The 15,341-nt window shown below is 37.9% G+C and carries 14 protein-coding genes; 6 read left to right on the top strand and 8 right to left on the bottom strand.

The features are described from left to right. Positions 1–60: 60 nt before the first annotated feature. The 4 genes from DEU42_RS03035 to DEU42_RS03050 all read right to left on the bottom strand — a co-directional run bounded on the left by DEU42_RS03035 (position 61) and on the right by DEU42_RS03050 (position 4,333). On the bottom strand, positions 61–1,914 hold the full coding sequence (locus tag DEU42_RS03035; protein WP_114756796.1) for a DNA topoisomerase IV subunit B: 1,854 nt from the start codon (positions 1,912–1,914) through the stop codon (positions 61–63). A 124-nt stretch (positions 1,915–2,038) separates the two neighbouring features. Then, the gene (locus tag DEU42_RS03040) at positions 2,039–3,016 is read right to left on the bottom strand and encodes a transglutaminase domain-containing protein (RefSeq protein ID WP_114756797.1); all 978 of its coding nucleotides are present in this window, start codon (positions 3,014–3,016) and stop codon (positions 2,039–2,041) included. Between the two features lie 110 nt (positions 3,017–3,126). After that, on the bottom strand, positions 3,127–3,810 hold the full coding sequence (locus DEU42_RS03045) for a TIGR02117 family protein (protein WP_114756798.1): 684 nt from the start codon (positions 3,808–3,810) through the stop codon (positions 3,127–3,129). Further along, the gene (locus tag DEU42_RS03050; RefSeq protein ID WP_114756799.1) at positions 3,794–4,333 is read right to left on the bottom strand and encodes an NADPH-dependent FMN reductase; all 540 of its coding nucleotides are present in this window, start codon (positions 4,331–4,333) and stop codon (positions 3,794–3,796) included. Before DEU42_RS03050 ends, DEU42_RS03045 begins: the two co-directional genes overlap by 17 nt. A gap of 109 nt (positions 4,334–4,442) precedes the next feature. Between DEU42_RS03050 and DEU42_RS03055 the strand changes: the two genes are divergently transcribed. Beyond that, complete coding sequence (locus DEU42_RS03055; RefSeq protein ID WP_114756800.1) at positions 4,443–5,471, top strand: tetratricopeptide repeat protein; 1,029 nt, start codon at positions 4,443–4,445, stop codon at positions 5,469–5,471. A gap of 67 nt (positions 5,472–5,538) precedes the next feature. Here DEU42_RS03055 and ychF read toward each other — a convergent pair whose 3' ends face one another. Then, on the bottom strand, positions 5,539–6,633 hold the full coding sequence (ychF, locus tag DEU42_RS03060; RefSeq protein ID WP_114756801.1) for a redox-regulated ATPase YchF: 1,095 nt from the start codon (positions 6,631–6,633) through the stop codon (positions 5,539–5,541). Between the two features lie 194 nt (positions 6,634–6,827). Between ychF and DEU42_RS03065 the strand changes: the two genes are divergently transcribed. Next, a complete protein-coding gene (locus tag DEU42_RS03065; RefSeq protein ID WP_114756802.1) occupies positions 6,828–7,355 on the top strand; it encodes a hypothetical protein in 528 nt (175 codons plus the stop codon). 512 nt (positions 7,356–7,867) lie between these two features. On the opposite strand, the gene DEU42_RS03075 is transcribed toward DEU42_RS03065, so the two are convergent. Further along, positions 7,868–8,221 (bottom strand): 4Fe-4S dicluster domain-containing protein, encoded by a 354-nt coding sequence (locus DEU42_RS03075; RefSeq protein ID WP_114756804.1) that lies wholly within the window; start codon positions 8,219–8,221, stop codon positions 7,868–7,870. A gap of 71 nt (positions 8,222–8,292) precedes the next feature. On the opposite strand from DEU42_RS03075, the gene DEU42_RS03080 reads away from it, so the two are divergent. The 3 genes from DEU42_RS03080 (at position 8,293) to DEU42_RS03090 (ending at position 11,584) form a co-directional block, all read left to right on the top strand. Further along, positions 8,293–9,351: an acyl-CoA reductase gene (locus tag DEU42_RS03080; RefSeq protein ID WP_114756805.1), complete on the top strand. Its 1,059-nt coding sequence runs from the start codon at positions 8,293–8,295 to the stop codon at positions 9,349–9,351. Between the two features lie 78 nt (positions 9,352–9,429). Beyond that, positions 9,430–10,500 (top strand): 3-phosphoserine/phosphohydroxythreonine transaminase, encoded by a 1,071-nt coding sequence (gene serC, locus DEU42_RS03085; RefSeq protein ID WP_114756806.1) that lies wholly within the window; start codon positions 9,430–9,432, stop codon positions 10,498–10,500. A gap of 118 nt (positions 10,501–10,618) precedes the next feature. Further along, positions 10,619–11,584 carry a D-2-hydroxyacid dehydrogenase gene (locus tag DEU42_RS03090; RefSeq protein WP_114756807.1) on the top strand — a complete coding sequence of 322 codons (966 nt, stop codon included), beginning with the start codon at positions 10,619–10,621 and terminating at the stop codon, positions 11,582–11,584. 53 nt (positions 11,585–11,637) lie between these two features. On the opposite strand, the gene DEU42_RS03095 is transcribed toward DEU42_RS03090, so the two are convergent. Together DEU42_RS03095 and rho are read right to left on the bottom strand one after the other, a co-directional pair. Next, complete coding sequence (locus tag DEU42_RS03095) at positions 11,638–12,744, bottom strand: serine hydrolase domain-containing protein (RefSeq protein ID WP_114756808.1); 1,107 nt, start codon at positions 12,742–12,744, stop codon at positions 11,638–11,640. A gap of 99 nt (positions 12,745–12,843) precedes the next feature. Further along, entirely contained in the window at positions 12,844–14,700 is a 1,857-nt protein-coding gene (gene rho, locus DEU42_RS03100; protein WP_114756809.1) for a transcription termination factor Rho, read from the bottom strand. Positions 14,701–14,890: 190 nt separating this feature from the next. On the opposite strand from rho, the gene DEU42_RS03105 reads away from it, so the two are divergent. After that, a complete protein-coding gene (locus DEU42_RS03105) occupies positions 14,891–15,313 on the top strand; it encodes a DUF4293 domain-containing protein (protein WP_114756810.1) in 423 nt (140 codons plus the stop codon). Positions 15,314–15,341: the final 28 nt, after the last annotated feature.

Below are 15,341 nucleotides of genomic sequence, written 5' to 3' on the forward strand. Positions count from 1 at the left end.
AAACACAACAGACGTAACAATGCTACGTCTCCACTACAAATTGTGACTGATCAGGAAGTCTTACTCATCAACCGCGTCAAGTTCTACCTTCAGGTTATTGATGATGAATTCCTGCCTGTCCGGGGTATTTTTACCCATATAGAACTCCAATAAGGTTTCTATAGAGGTTGCCTTGTCCATCAAAACAGGATCAAGACGTATGTCCTGTCCTATAAAGTGCTTGAACTCATCTGGTGAAATCTCACCTAATCCCTTGAATCGTGTTATCTCAGGTTTGCCTTTTAGCTTTTCTATTGCAGCTTTTCGCTCATCTTCTGAGTAGCAGTAAATGGTTTCTTTTTTATTACGAACCCTGAATAATGGCGTTTGTAATATGTACAGGTGGTTTTCCTTTATCAGTTCAGGGAAGAATTGCAGGAAGAACGTAATCAATAGCAGTCGGATGTGCATACCATCGACATCGGCATCGGTAGCGATTACAATATTGTTGTAACGCAGGTTTTCCATTTCTTCCTCGATATCCAATGCTGCCTGAAGCAGGTTGAATTCTTCGTTCTCGTACACAATCTTCTTTGTCATACCATACGAGTTCAAAGGCTTACCCCTCAAACTGAAAACCGCCTGGGTATTCACATCCCTCGATTTGGTAATAGAACCCGAAGCTGAGTCCCCCTCAGTAATGAACAGCGTACTCTCAAGGCTTCGCGGATTCTTTGCATCGGTAAGATGTACACGACAGTCACGTAGTTTCTTATTGTGAAGTGACGCTTTCTTAGCCCTGTCCCTTGCCAGCTTACGGATACCCGAAAGTTCCTTACGCTCACGTTCTGCCTGTAGTATCTTTTTAAGCAACGCATCCGCAGTTTCGGGATTACGGTGCAGGAAATTATCCAGTTTGTTTTTGATAAAGTCATTTACAAATGTACGTACACTTGGTGCATCAGGTCCCATATCGGTAGAGCCCAGTTTGGTTTTGGTCTGTGATTCGAATACAGGCTCCTCAACCTTAACGCTTATTGCACTAACGATAGATTTTCGAATATCTGATGCTTCGAAAGGCTTATTGTAAAATTCTTTGATCGTTCTCACTATAGCTTCACGGAAAGCACCTAAGTGCGTACCACCCTGTGTAGTATTCTGACCATTTACGAAAGAATAATACTCTTCACTATACTGCGTCTTGCTGTGGGTCATAGCAATCTCAATATCATCATCTTTAAGATGGATGATATCATAGATCCTGTCTTCTTCACTTATAGTTTCTGCAAGAAGGTCTTTAAGACCATCCTCGCTAAAATATTTTTCACCGTTATAAATTATCGTCAGACCTGTATTCAGGTAGCAATAATTCTTGAGCATCTTGATGATGTACTCATTACGGTATTTGTAGTTCTTGAAAATTGTATCATCCGCAATAAAGGTTACTTTAGTTCCTTTACGCTTGCTGGTTTCGGTTTCTGCTTCTTCGTTTGTAAGTTCACCTGCAGAAAATTCGGCAGCTTTAATGATGCCATCACGTACCGATTCAACACGAAAATAATTCGACAGCGCATTTACTGCCTTGGTACCGACACCGTTCAGACCAACCGATTTCTTAAATGCCTTGGAGTCATACTTACCACCCGTGTTCATTTTAGACACTACGTCTACCACTTTACCCAATGGAATACCACGGCCAAAGTCACGAACGCTAACGGTTTTGTCTTTCAGGGTAACTTCAATGGTCTTTCCGGTACCCATGACGAACTCATCAATGGAGTTATCAATAACCTCTTTTATAAGGATATAGATACCATCATCGGGAGAAGAGCCATCGCCCAGCTTACCGATGTACATACCCGGACGCATACGGATATGTTCTTTCCAGTCGAGTGAACGGATATTATCTTCAGTGTACTGATTCTGCTCCAGCATAAAATTTTATGGATTTTCTGCTAATGTAGCATTTCTACGTAAAAAATAAAAGCCGGATTGCAGAAACTTATTAAGATTCCAATACAATCCGGCCAATTTTAAGCACTAATCAAATATTTTAATCCTAAGCTTTATTTATCCTGTAAGAAGCTATTGATTTTTGATTGATATAAATTGTAAGTGTACCTACAGAACCATTGTTCAAAGGCACTTTAAATATGGCTGTTTCACCCTTGAATTCAGGCTTAATTTCTTTGATAACCCTATCCCTGCTGTATGCATAATGCACCATATCATCAGGTTTCAGATTATTCACTTTAAACTCAATAAATCCGGAAGGTACTGCTTTAAAAACACCCGCCTCGGGAGCCATAAACTCATAACCTTTCATCAGATAATCACCATAATACAACGGCAGATTTGCAAAATCTTTTTCGGTTTTATCTGTTAGCAACCAACGCTTATCATCAGGGAAATGGTTGAGAAAAAAAGTATCCGGATCACTAAAGAAATACTTATCATTAAACTTGAATTTAAACTCAGGTTTCTCTCCTGTTACCGTACCGGCACCCCAGGTAGCATCGAGCAGCTTCCACTCATCGCCAATCTTCACGGCATTCCACGCATGGTCACTGGCACCGGGTGCCTTACCAATATTCGAAGGATGGGATTTAGATGTCCCGGGAATGATCTCACATTCAAGTCCGGTCTTTTCTGCCACAACAAGATACAAAGTAGAGTACCCCTGACACACTCCTTTTTTAGATTTGAGTGTCTTTTGAGCCAACTCCTGCTTCATGGCTTTCTGCTTCGCTTCTTTTTCTGCCTGCGTTTTGTATGTAAAACCAACAGGACGCTCATTTACGCCATAGGCAGCATAATCATATTTTATATTGGTAGCGATCCATGTAAAAACAGCGCGGGCCTTCTCATCATCGCGCGTAAAATCTTTATTGATCTGTTCTGCTAATTTATCCGGCGAAGAAAAGGATTTTGAATAAGCTTTGACAATGTTATCTACTTTTGCATAATCCTGGGCATTCGCAGTAAGAGCAAGAAAAAGCAAAAGCATTATATTGAATCGTTTAGATATGTTTTTCATGCCTTAATCAAGACAAAAAGAGTGCCAAATTGAGTTACAGAGTTTCAATGAGACAAAGTTTCAAAGTCTTTTAGCAATAAACTTTGCTACTTTGCTACTTTGCTACTTTGCTACTTATAATGATAAAAAATCCCCTTGTCATAAACCGTCCATAATGCAGCTTTTTGATGTCCGGCTTTTAGGCAGTTGTTAGCCCAGGTGTTACAGGTATAAAACAGACTGTACTTACCCTTGCCTTCATAAAAAGCATCATATTTACCATAGCTTCGATTGGCTATCCATTGTACATGATTGTTTTCATCCAACTGAAAGCTATCCTCTATGTACTTTACCATATCGGCATAATCTTTCTTACTGATAGTAACTTTTACGCATTCCTCATCCTCTGTAACGGCATTATAAAATCGGGTATGCATAGCTGATGTTCCTAAATAAAAAGCAGCTTTAGCCGCCGTACTGGCTTTTAGGTCGCTCCACTCAGGGGTATCAAGATAAAAGCCTTTATCACCCCATCCAAAAGCTACAAAATTCATTATGCTGTCATTTGATTTGGTCTGATCGTATTTGATTTCGGTAGCCCAGTCTTTGACCTCATTCTTTACCGGAACCAGTATATCCGTATGTACACCATTGGAATTGATATAGATAGTTACTTCGTCACTTTTTTCAGGATTGGAATTTACCGGAATGTGTGCCAACAGAAACGCAAAAAGTACATAAACAACAATAAACAATACGATGGCAAGTACAAACCTGCCTGTAAAACGGAAAACCTGCTTAAGCTTTTTGTTCATAGTCGAAATTGCGTATAATTTCATTTAACGCGTCGTCGTATTCTTTATTGGATATTTTACCGGATTCTGTATCAAAATTTTCAAAGAAAGATGGCAATGAGAAGGTCGCCTTAATATTACCGCCATACCATTTCATGCTGATTTGTGCAGCCTCAAGCGAACTTGCACCACCGCGCTTACCTGGCGAAGTAGAAAGTAATAACAATGGCGTATTATTGAACACCAGTTTCTTTTGACGAGAAGCCCAGTCGTAGATGTTCTTAAAAGCAGCCGTCATCCCACCATTATGCTCAGCAACAGAAATTACGAGTACATCTGCCCATTCTATCTTTTCATAAAACTGTTTTGCGATAGGCGGCGCACCGATCAATTTTTCCTTATCTACACTAAACAAAGGCAGTTCGTAATCGTTAAGATCCAGTATTTCGGTTTCATCGGCATTAAAAAGGGATGCGGCATAGGTTGCAAGCTGCTTATTGATAGAATGTCTGCTGCTGCTTCCTCCAAAGGCTAGTAGTTTCATAGAGTGATTTTTGGTTGAAGGGTAAAAGTAGAAATAATATTTAAGAAAGCAGAAACTAAAAGCATTGGGTAATTATTAAAAACAATACTTTTGCCCACAAAATTCAACCATGAAAAATATTTTTATTATTGCAAGTTTGCTAATGAACATTCAATTGTTTTATGCACAAAATTTATCTAACAAACTCCAAGGTGAATGGGTTAGCTATAAATTAGAAATGAAAGATGGAAGTAAACCTTATAGTAGGTTAATGGGCGAAAAATCTTATATAAAATTTATTTTCAAAAATAATACTTTAACTCATGAGTCTGACCCAACTAATAACCAAAAATCTACTTTTAAAATTGATTTTACAACACGAGGAAGTTCTATTCAAACTTCACCAATAAGTGGCTATTCAGTAGAAAAGATAACCAAAGACACATTGATTCTTTCTGAAAATTTTGAAGGAACCGATGATAAGCTTAAACGATTTTATTTGATTAATCAGAAAAGTATTGCTCAAAAAATAAAAACAACAGAAATGGTGCAAGACTCATACATAGCGAATTCTTTTTTCACCCCCACTTTAAAAGAACAATTTTCATTTAAAAACGTTCCTGTAATTAATTTTAATATTAAGGGACAATTAGTAGTTGACTTAGTAAATAAAAAGATAAATACTATTATTGATTCAACAGATAATAATAGCGATAAATTATTAAAAAGTATTACTAAAGAACTAGAAGACAGTTATAAAAACTGGGATTTTACAGATTTTGAACAATTCAAAACTATAGAAATACCTTTTTATATCTCTGGAATAGATCAGAAACAATCAGGAGGACCAAAGTTAACTGGTATTACTGTTTCATTTATCAATGAACCAAGAAAATCTAATTCACTGGAAAACATACAGCTTTCAAAGGAATTTTATAATAAAGCACTTACTGCAATTCAAAATTCTGATCTTGAAAAAGCTATTGAATATTTTACACAATCGTATAATTATGACAAATATAATATTGATGCTCTATACAGTAGGGCTGCAATAAATTTTCATTATGGTGATAAAACTAAAGCGTGTGAAGACTGGAAATTGTTAAACGAGCTAGGCCAGGTAAAAGGACGTGATTCCTATAATCAAAATTGTAATTAAATAAAACGCCCTGCAAATGCAGGGCGTTTTATTATCTCGATACTCAGTACTAAAATTTCAATACTAATTACACGTTAAACCTGAAGTGCATTACATCACCATCTTTAACGATATATTCTTTTCCTTCTACACGAAGTTTACCTGCTTCTTTTACTTTAGCCTCAGTACCAAAAGTCACATAGTCATCATAAGCGATAACCTCTGCGCGGATGAAACCTTTCTCAAAATCAGTGTGGATAACACCTGCAGCCTGTGGCGCAGTATCCCCGATGTTGATAGTCCACGCACGAACTTCTTTTACACCTGCTGTGAAGTATGTCTGTAAGTTAAGTAGCTTATAAGCACCTCTGATAAGTGCAGAAGCTCCCGGTTCTTTAAGACCAAGATCTTCAAGGAACATCTGACGCTCTTCGTATGTTTCAAGTTCAGTGATATCAGCTTCAGTACCTACAGCAAGGAACATAACCTCTGCATTCTCGTCTTTTACAAGTTCGCGAACCTGGTCAACATATTTGTTACCTGTTGCAGCAGCACTTTCGTCTACGTTACAAACGTAAAGTACCGGTTTTGTAGTGATCAACTGGAAAGATTCCATAAGAATCTCTTCATCATTATTCTGAGGCACTACAGTCCTCGCCGATTTTGCCTGTAATAAAGCATCTTTTATTCTTTCAAGAAGTCCTGCTTCTACCTGAGCTTCTTTGTTTCCTGTTTTTGCAGTTTTCTTAGCTTTCTCAAGGCGTTTTTCAACGGTCTCAAGATCTTTTAGCTGAAGCTCTATATCAATAGTTTCTTTATCACGGATAGGGTTTACGCTTCCGTCAACGTGAACTATGTTATCATTATCAAAGCAACGCAGTACGTGGATGATCGCATTACACTCCCTGATGTTACCAAGGAACTGGTTACCAAGCCCCTCACCTTTACTTGCTCCTTTTACAAGACCCGCGATATCAACAATATCTACAGTTGCAGGCTGTACACGCTCAGGGCTAACAAGCTGTTCCAGTTTTTCAAGTCTTGGATCCGGTACGTTTACCACACCGATATTAGGCTCGATAGTACAAAACGGAAAGTTAGCGCTCTGTGCTTTAGCGTTAGACAAACAATTGAAAAGTGTTGATTTACCTACGTTTGGCAATCCTACTATACCTGCTTTCATGAATTGGCTTTTTTTGAGGGTGCAAATATAGGCTTTTGGTTTTGAGTTGCAAAGTTTCAGAGTTACAAAGTCCCTCATCTATTATCTAAAATCTAATATCTCTAACTTTACCAATACTTTATGTTTTTCTAAAAACTTGTTTAACATAAACAGGATAACTTTGTAAGTATAATAATCCTAAAAACAAGAATGTCATGAAAAATATAGCTTTAATAGTTTTCCTATCATTAGGCTTTGGGCTTAATGCGCAGGTGAATAAGAATGTCACAGACGAAACGAAGATAACTACCACAACTGTAAATAACGGTTCTACACCCAGAACAGTTACTAAAACCGAAAAGGTAACCACAGAACAAAACATTGAACTTAAAGATGCTGAATCTAAAAAACTGAATAAAGATATTAAACCCACACCTACCCAGGTAACTGCAACTACTACTGTATCAACCAACGGTGTGCCAAGACAGGTAAGTAGCACGAGTTATTACACTATGGATAATACAAGATATCAATTCCTTACCGATAATGCGGGATATAGAATATCTTCACCCAACAATACCAACTATGCTATCATAAGAAGAACATCAAACAATAGTTACATCTACAAAACCCAGGACAGAACATCAATAGGTTATTTTGATGCTAATGGAAATTTTGTAGTCGAAAGCTATGATGACAAAACTGACACCATGACGAAACAGGTTTATACCAAAACTCCATAATCGTTTTAAAATTTGCTATGAAATAAAAAAATCCTGAGTTTTAGCTCAGGATTTTTTATAGAGTTTTATAAGTTGGTAAATGATATTTAAAAGGGCACTTCCCAAAAAGATCAGACCCACATCTCTTAGGGTGAGCCAATATTAAAAAAAACGGTTCAATTCGGGATTATGTTTATCTCCTTTATAAAGAAGTGTAACCTTTTCATTTAAATCAGGAAGACATAAACCTCCCCATTTTTTAAGAGACTCGCTATAACTCACTCCCTCAATCTGATATTCAATAATTGGTTTAGTAATTTCCTCTGTAAATCTTTTCCCTCCTGAACTTCTAAATGTTTCACTTCACTGGATCCATAATATCCTGTCACAATACCTTGTACGGTATTAAAAGTTGCATAGTAAATACCCTTAAAACAAAAGTTAGCTAAAGTAAGTATGAGAATCAGAATAAAGAATTGTTTCGCCATATTGCTAAAATAAAAAATCCTGAGCTAAAACTCAGGATTTTTTTATTACTCGTCTCCGTGAAGGAAAGCCTGTCGGTTAAGAAGTGTTTCTTCACTCTCTACGTGATTATCGTCAGGAACACAACAGTCTACCGGACAAACGGCAGCACATTGCGGTTCATCATGAAAACCTTTACACTCAGTACATTTATCAGGAACAATATAGTAAATATCATCAGAAACCGGTGTGCGTGGTTCATCAGCATCTACTTCCTCTCCTGAAGGAAGTACTATTCTTCCTCGAAGGCTTGTACCGTCTTTATACCTCCAGTCATCAGCTCCTTCATAAATTGCCGTATTTGGACATTCAGGCTCGCATGCCCCACAGTTAATACATTCGTCTGTTATAATGATTGCCATAGCGTATCTTAGTATTTAAAAGCTTAAATTTGCGACAAAATTACGTGCAAATCCATTCATACGCAAACATAATGACGTTAACGAAAAGAAAAAACGCTTTTATTGAGCTTGGAAAGTTTTTAAGCCAGTTCCATTTAGACAATAGCCAGCAAAAAGAGGGTGTACTTTATAATGATACTTATTATGAAAATATGCTTAACCTTATACAGGCGTCGAGATCTCATAATGGCTGGTATACTGAGGAACAGGTATTCTTTTCACTGGAGTCATGGGCAGAGGCACTGACTCCTGAAAACCTTGAAAAATGGCTTTCCAATTATGATTTGGATAATATAAAACCAAAAACTGTTGGACTCGTGCTTGCCGGAAATATTCCGTTGGTAGGTTTCCACGATTTCTTATCTGTACTTATAACAGGACACAAAGCGCTGATCAAAACATCAAGCAACGATCAGCATCTACTTCCTTTCTTAGCTAAGTACCTTATTACCGTAGAACCTGAATTTAAAGATTTTATAAACTTTACCGAAGGAAAACTTGAAGGCTTTGATGCTGTTATTGCCACAGGAAGTAATAATACAGCACGTTATTTTGAATATTACTTTAAAGACAAACCATCAATTATCCGTAAAAACCGAAATTCTGCCGCCATACTTACAGGTAACGAATCACGTGAGGATCTTATCGGGCTCGGTGAGGATATTTTCCGTTATTTTGGTTTGGGGTGCCGAAACGTATCAAAACTTTTTGTGCCGACAGGCTATGACTTCAAAGACTTTTTTGAAGCCATGTATGAATACAGGGATGTTATCCATTACGATAAATATGCTAACAATTATGATTATAATAAAGCCGTTTTTCTGATGAGTAATTTCAAACTGTTAGACAACGAATTTTTGACTATAAAAGAAGATTCCGGATATGCATCGCCTATTTCGAGCGTTTTTTATGAGTACTATGACAATTTAGATACACTTAAACAAAAACTTGAAGCGGAACAAGATCAGCTTCAGTGTGTTGTAAGTAACAACCTAACAGAAAACAGCAGTCCTTTTGGACAGACTCAAAAACCTGGCTTGTTAGATTATGCTGACAATATTGACACAATTGCATTTTTATCAAAAATATAGCTGAATTATTTATAATTTTTCTTGCTGTTATTCGGGCTTTAATTTGGAAATTTGTGCTACCAAAATTCATCTCATTCAATGAAAAAACATAATTTCAGCGCAGGCCCTTCTATCCTGCCACAAGAAGTATTCGAAAAAGCCGCACAGGCAGTACTGGATTTTAATGGTTCAGGCTTGTCGCTGCTGGAAATTTCACACCGCAGTAAAGATTTCGTTGCCGTAATGGAAGAAGCCCGTGCACTTGCACTTGAGCTTTTAGGCCTTACCGGCAAAGGTTATCAGGCATTGTTCCTTTCGGGAGGTGCAAGCTTAGAATTCTTAAGAGTCCCTTATAACCTGATGACGCTTCACGGCAAAGCAGCTTACCTTGATACAGGAACATGGGCAGCAGGAGCCATTAAAGAAGCAAAGCAATTTGGCGATACAGTTGTGGTAGCATCTTCTAAAGCTGATAATTATACCTACATCCCTAAGAATTATACAATTCCGGAAGATGCTGATTACTTCCACTGTACAAGCAACAATACCATTTTTGGCACACAAATGTTTAGTTTCCCCGAAACTAAAGTACCAGTCGTTTGCGACATGAGTTCTGATATATTTTCACGTCAGCTTGACTTCTCTAAATTTGACCTTATCTATGCCGGTGCACAGAAAAATATGGGGCCTGCAGGAACTACACTTATCATCGTAAAAGAAGAAATACTGGGTAAAACAGGAAGACAGATACCAAACATTCTTGATTACAAACAGCACATTGACAAAGAGAGTATGTACAACACTCCGTCAGTATTTGCTATCTATACTTCTTACCTAACATTACAGTGGCTTAAAGAAAATGGCGGTATTACAGCTATGGAAAAGAAAAACGATGCAAAAGCCGCATTACTTTATGCAGAGATAGATCGTAATCCTTTATTTCAGGGAACTGCAAATACAGAGGATCGTTCTAAAATGAATGTTACTTTCCTGCTTAAAGAGGAAGCCAATACAGAGCAATTCGACAAAATATGGAAAGCTAAAGGTATTAGCGGACTTCCCGGACACCGTTCTGTAGGTGGTTACCGAGCTTCTATATACAATGCTATGCCAATTGAAAGCGTTCAGGTACTTGTTGAGGCAATGCAGGAGCTTGAGAAAAGCGTTTAATTTTGTTTAAAGTTTAAGGTTGCTAATAGCAACAAATAAATAATACGTTTACGTTTTGGATAACAGAATATGAGTTAAGCTCAGTCTAAATCTGAAATCTAACATCTAAAATCTCATTATGAAAGTATTAGCAAATGACGGTATATCTAAAAGCGGTATCATAGCCCTTGAAGATGGCGGATTTGAAGTTATAACAACAAAAGTAGCACAGGAACAGGTTGCTAATTATATAAACGCGAATAATATTAGTGTTCTGTTGGTACGTAGTGCTACAAAGGTTCGCAAAGATATTATTGATGCCTGCCCGGGACTTAAGATCATAGGCCGTGGCGGTGTAGGCATGGATAACATTGATGTAGATTATGCACGTGAAAAGGGCATCCATGTTATAAACACACCTGCTTCGTCTTCTGACTCAGTTGCAGAGCTTGTTTTTGCACACCTTTTTAGCGGAGTGCGTTTTCTATACGATTCAAACCGCAATATGCCTCTTGAAGGCGAAACCAATTTTGAAGGCCTGAAAAAAGCATACGCTAACGGTATCGAACTTCGTGGAAAAACCCTTGGAATTATTGGTTTTGGCCGTATAGGGCGTTCTGTAGCCAGAATAGCACTTGGGTTAGGAATGCGCGTTATTGCTTCAGATAAATTTGTGGGTCAGGCAGAAATTCGTGTTGATTTCTACAACGGACAGTTCATCAACGTTGATATCGTTACCGAGCCAATGGAAGATATATTTAAACATGCTGATTTTATTACGCTTCACGTTCCTGCTCAGGATGCCGGTTACGTAATTGGTAAAGCAGAACTTGATGCTATGAAAGATGGTGTTGGTATTGTTAATGCTTCACGTGGGGGTATTGTAGATGAAGTTGCCCTTGTTGATGCTCTTGACTCAGGAAAAGTTGCTTTTGCCGGCCTTGACGTATTTGAAGAAGAGCCTACACCTGCTATCCAGGTACTGATGAACCCTAAAGTATCGCTTACGCCACATATCGGAGCGGCTACATTAGAGGCTCAGGACCGTATAGGTACAGAACTCGCAGAACAGATAAGTAGTTTATTGAAAACTGAAAATTCCTAACAAGGACTTCATATAAAATAAAAGCTCCCAATGGGAGCTTTTATTTTTAAGCACTAAAACTGATTGGCAATACTATTAAACAAACTTTCCCATTGGTCATTACCTCGTTTTTCTCCTAAACGCACAATGATAAGTTTTTTAGCAGGATTCACATAAATATATTGCCCCAGTATACCTTCAGCCGAAAATGCACCATCTCCCGACAACCACCATTGATATTTATAGTAATTAACATCATTCGGTCCTTTATCCGCTACGGTAGATTCTTCAACCCACTTTTTTGAAAGTATCTGTTTACCATTCCAGTTACCCTTATTAAGGTAAAGCCTTCCTATTTTAGCGAAATCCAAAGCCCGGGCGTTAATACAACAATACGTTTTTTCCAATCCGTTTTTCTTTCGGTCAAGGCTCCAGGATGCTTCATATTCCATACCTAATGGTTGCCATATTTTTTCATCAAGATAAGACGTAATCGTTTTGCCTTTCAACGAACGTTCCAACACCAGTCCTAGCAACTGTGTATCACCACTACTATACGAAAATACTTTTCCTGGCTCATCTAAGGGTTTCATTTTACTTATTGCTTTTCTAAGATTGGTACCATAATAATATGTAGCCGCATCACCAAACGGATTAGAATAACTCTCATTAAATTTAATTCCGCTCATCATCTGAAGCAAATGCTTTATGGTAAGTGTTTCGGTAAAACCATTCTTTTTTAGCTCAGGGACATACTTTACAACAGGCTCATCTACCGATTGTATAAAACCATCATCAATCGCACAGCCAATTAAAATAGAGGTAACCGACTTCGCCATTGAAAACGAAGCCACTATCGACTCCCTGCTGTAATCATTAAAGTAGTTTTCGTACTGAATAGTATCATTTTTTATGATCAGGAAAGCGACTGTTTTGTTTTGCGCCAGGTATTCTTCAAAAGTAATTTCCTTTTCTCCTATCGTAGCCTTTTTAGGTGCTTTGGGTATAGCCGCGGTTTCAAAATGAAATTTTACAGAATCATTATGTAATTCCCTTGAAGGGAAAATTTTATGATCGGTAATATTGGCAAAATTGTAATACACAAAACGGCCCATTTTGCAGGAAGAAAAAAGTAAAGCGGTTAGGAAACAAGCTAGAATAATAGTATAGTTCCTTTTCATTGAATTGGTTTAATGGATAAAATCAGCAAATTACTCAAAAAAATCAAATACAAAAGCCCGTTTTAAACGGGCTTTTGTATTACTAATATATTTCAATTATTAATCGTCATTCATTGAAATCAGGAACTCTTCATTGTTTCTTGTTTTCTTGAAGCGGTCGTTAATGAAGTCCATGGCTTCAACCGGGTTCATATCGGCAAGATATTTCCTCATAATCCACATACGCTGTATCGTCTTAGGATCAAGAAGAAGGTCATCCCTTCTTGTACTTGACGACGTAAGGTCGATAGCAGGGAAAATGCGTTTGTTGGCGATTTTCCTGTCAAGTTGAAGTTCCATGTTACCTGTACCTTTAAACTCTTCAAAGATAACCTCGTCCATTTTAGAACCAGTATCCGTAAGTGCAGTAGCAATGATACTAAGCGAACCTCCACCTTCAATATTACGTGCCGCACCAAAGAAACGTTTCGGTTTCTGTAATGCATTGGCATCAACACCACCACTCAATACTTTACCCGATGCAGGTTGTACTGTGTTGTAAGCTCTTGCAAGACGTGTAATTGAATCCAGAAGGATAACCACATCGTGCCCACACTCAACAAGGCGTTTTGCTTTTTCAAGAACAATATTAGCCACTTTTACGTGACGCTCAGCAGGCTCATCAAAGGTAGAAGCAATAACCTCTCCCCTAACGCTACGCTGCATATCGGTAACCTCTTCCGGACGCTCATCAATTAGTAATACCAAAAGGTAAACCTCAGGGTGATTAGCAGCAATTGAATTAGCAATATCCTTAAGAAGCATTGTTTTACCTGTTTTAGGCTGTGCAACGATCATACCCCTTTGTCCTTTACCTATTGGCGAGAACAAATCGATGATGCGTGTAGAAATAGTGCTTTGCTTATCAGCAAGGTTGAATTTCTCTTCAGGGAAAAGCGGTGTAAGGTGTTCAAACGACACCCTGTCGCGCACAACCTGAGGATCGTGACCGTTAATTTTAAGTACTTTTACTAATGGGAAGTATTTTTCGCCTTCTTTTGGAGGCCGAACCACACCTTTTACTGTATCTCCTGTTTTAAGACCGAAAAGGCGTATTTGTGAATTGGAAAGGTAAATATCATCCGGAGATGCAAGGTAGTTGTAGTCTGAAGAGCGAAGGAAACCATATCCGTCCGGCATCATCTCAAGAACACCTTCGCTTTCTATAATTCCGTCAAACTCATAATCGGGTTCGCGGAAGTTTTGTTTTTTGTTCTGCTGCGAAACAACCTGTTCGGCAGCCGGCGCATTGTTTGTGGTGTTTTGCGTGTTTTCTTTGTTTTTGTTACCCTTATAACTTGGGTGATTAGGATTGTTGGCATTAGCCCTTTCAATCTGCGCCAGTCTTTCCTCCTCTGTCAAAGGTGGTCGTTTGGGCTTTATTTCAGCATTCTGAGGTTTAGCCTGTGTATTGTCTTTTACAGGTATATTTTTCTTGTTATCTTCTTTTTCTTTAGGAGAAACATTTTTAGGCTGCTGTACTGTCTTAGCTAGATCTTCCTGAACAGGCTCAGTAACAGTTTCTTCCACTTCTGAAGTTTTTTTGGCTATCGCAGGTTTTTTTAATTCTGCTTTGGCTTTAGGTTCTTCAGATACAGGCTCAGTAAAAGGTAATTGTGCCGGTGTTTCTTTAACCGGAGTAGATTTCTTTTGAGGAACATCTTTTTTAGTCCCATCAGGAACTATTCTTGCTCTTTTCGTTTTTTCTGCAGGCTTTTCAGCAGCATCTTTTATGGGAGCAGCGGCAGTGTCGTCAAATAGAGGTTTTATAGTTGCCGGATTTGCAGCCTGATGGTCTAAAATCTGGTAAACCAGCTCATCTTTTTTAAGCCCTCTGTATTTGTTTATTTTTGCCTTTTTTGCAATTTCCTGAAGCTCAGGAAGCTTCATTTCTTTTAACTCGGAAATATCAAACATGAATAACTTTTGGTTAAATTAAATAGTGTAACTCGCAATGTTTTTTTGGTGGAAAGCAATTTTTAGGAATAGCCTTTACTTCAGAATGAAGCAGTTATGATTTGGTATTGCAATAATACAAATTTATTTTTAGTAAGCAATAGTATTTTACAAAAAGAAACTATATTTTTGTCGTGCAAATAAAGGCAGAATGTTACAAAGAATACAGACAGTTTATCTTATTATAGCGGTAATCGCGACGGGAGTATTGCCGTTTGCATTTCCTCTTTGGGTAACCAAAAACGGTGAAAATTACTATTTTATCCGTGATCTTGCTTTTGTTTTGCTGTTTGCTTTCAGTACTACCCTTAGCATTGTTAGCATCATGACCTATAAAAAGAGAAAAAATCAGTTTGTAATGGGCAGGCTGAACATAATATTAAATGTAATTTTATTAGGATTATTTATTTTCAGGCTATTTAATTTATCCGGAGAGACAGACCCTGACAGGGTAGTTTCAGAGAAGGGTATTGGGGTAATCCTCCCGATTGTTTCTATCGTTTTTCTAAGCTTAGCCAATAAAGCTATCAAGAAGGATGAAGACCTCGTAAAATCAGTAGACCGACTGAGATAAACCTTTTAACTTAGTTTATTAGTGCGTA

Source organism: Flavobacterium sp. AG291 (genome assembly GCF_003350375.1).
GTDB classification, from domain to species: domain Bacteria; phylum Bacteroidota; class Bacteroidia; order Flavobacteriales; family Flavobacteriaceae; genus Flavobacterium; species Flavobacterium suzhouense.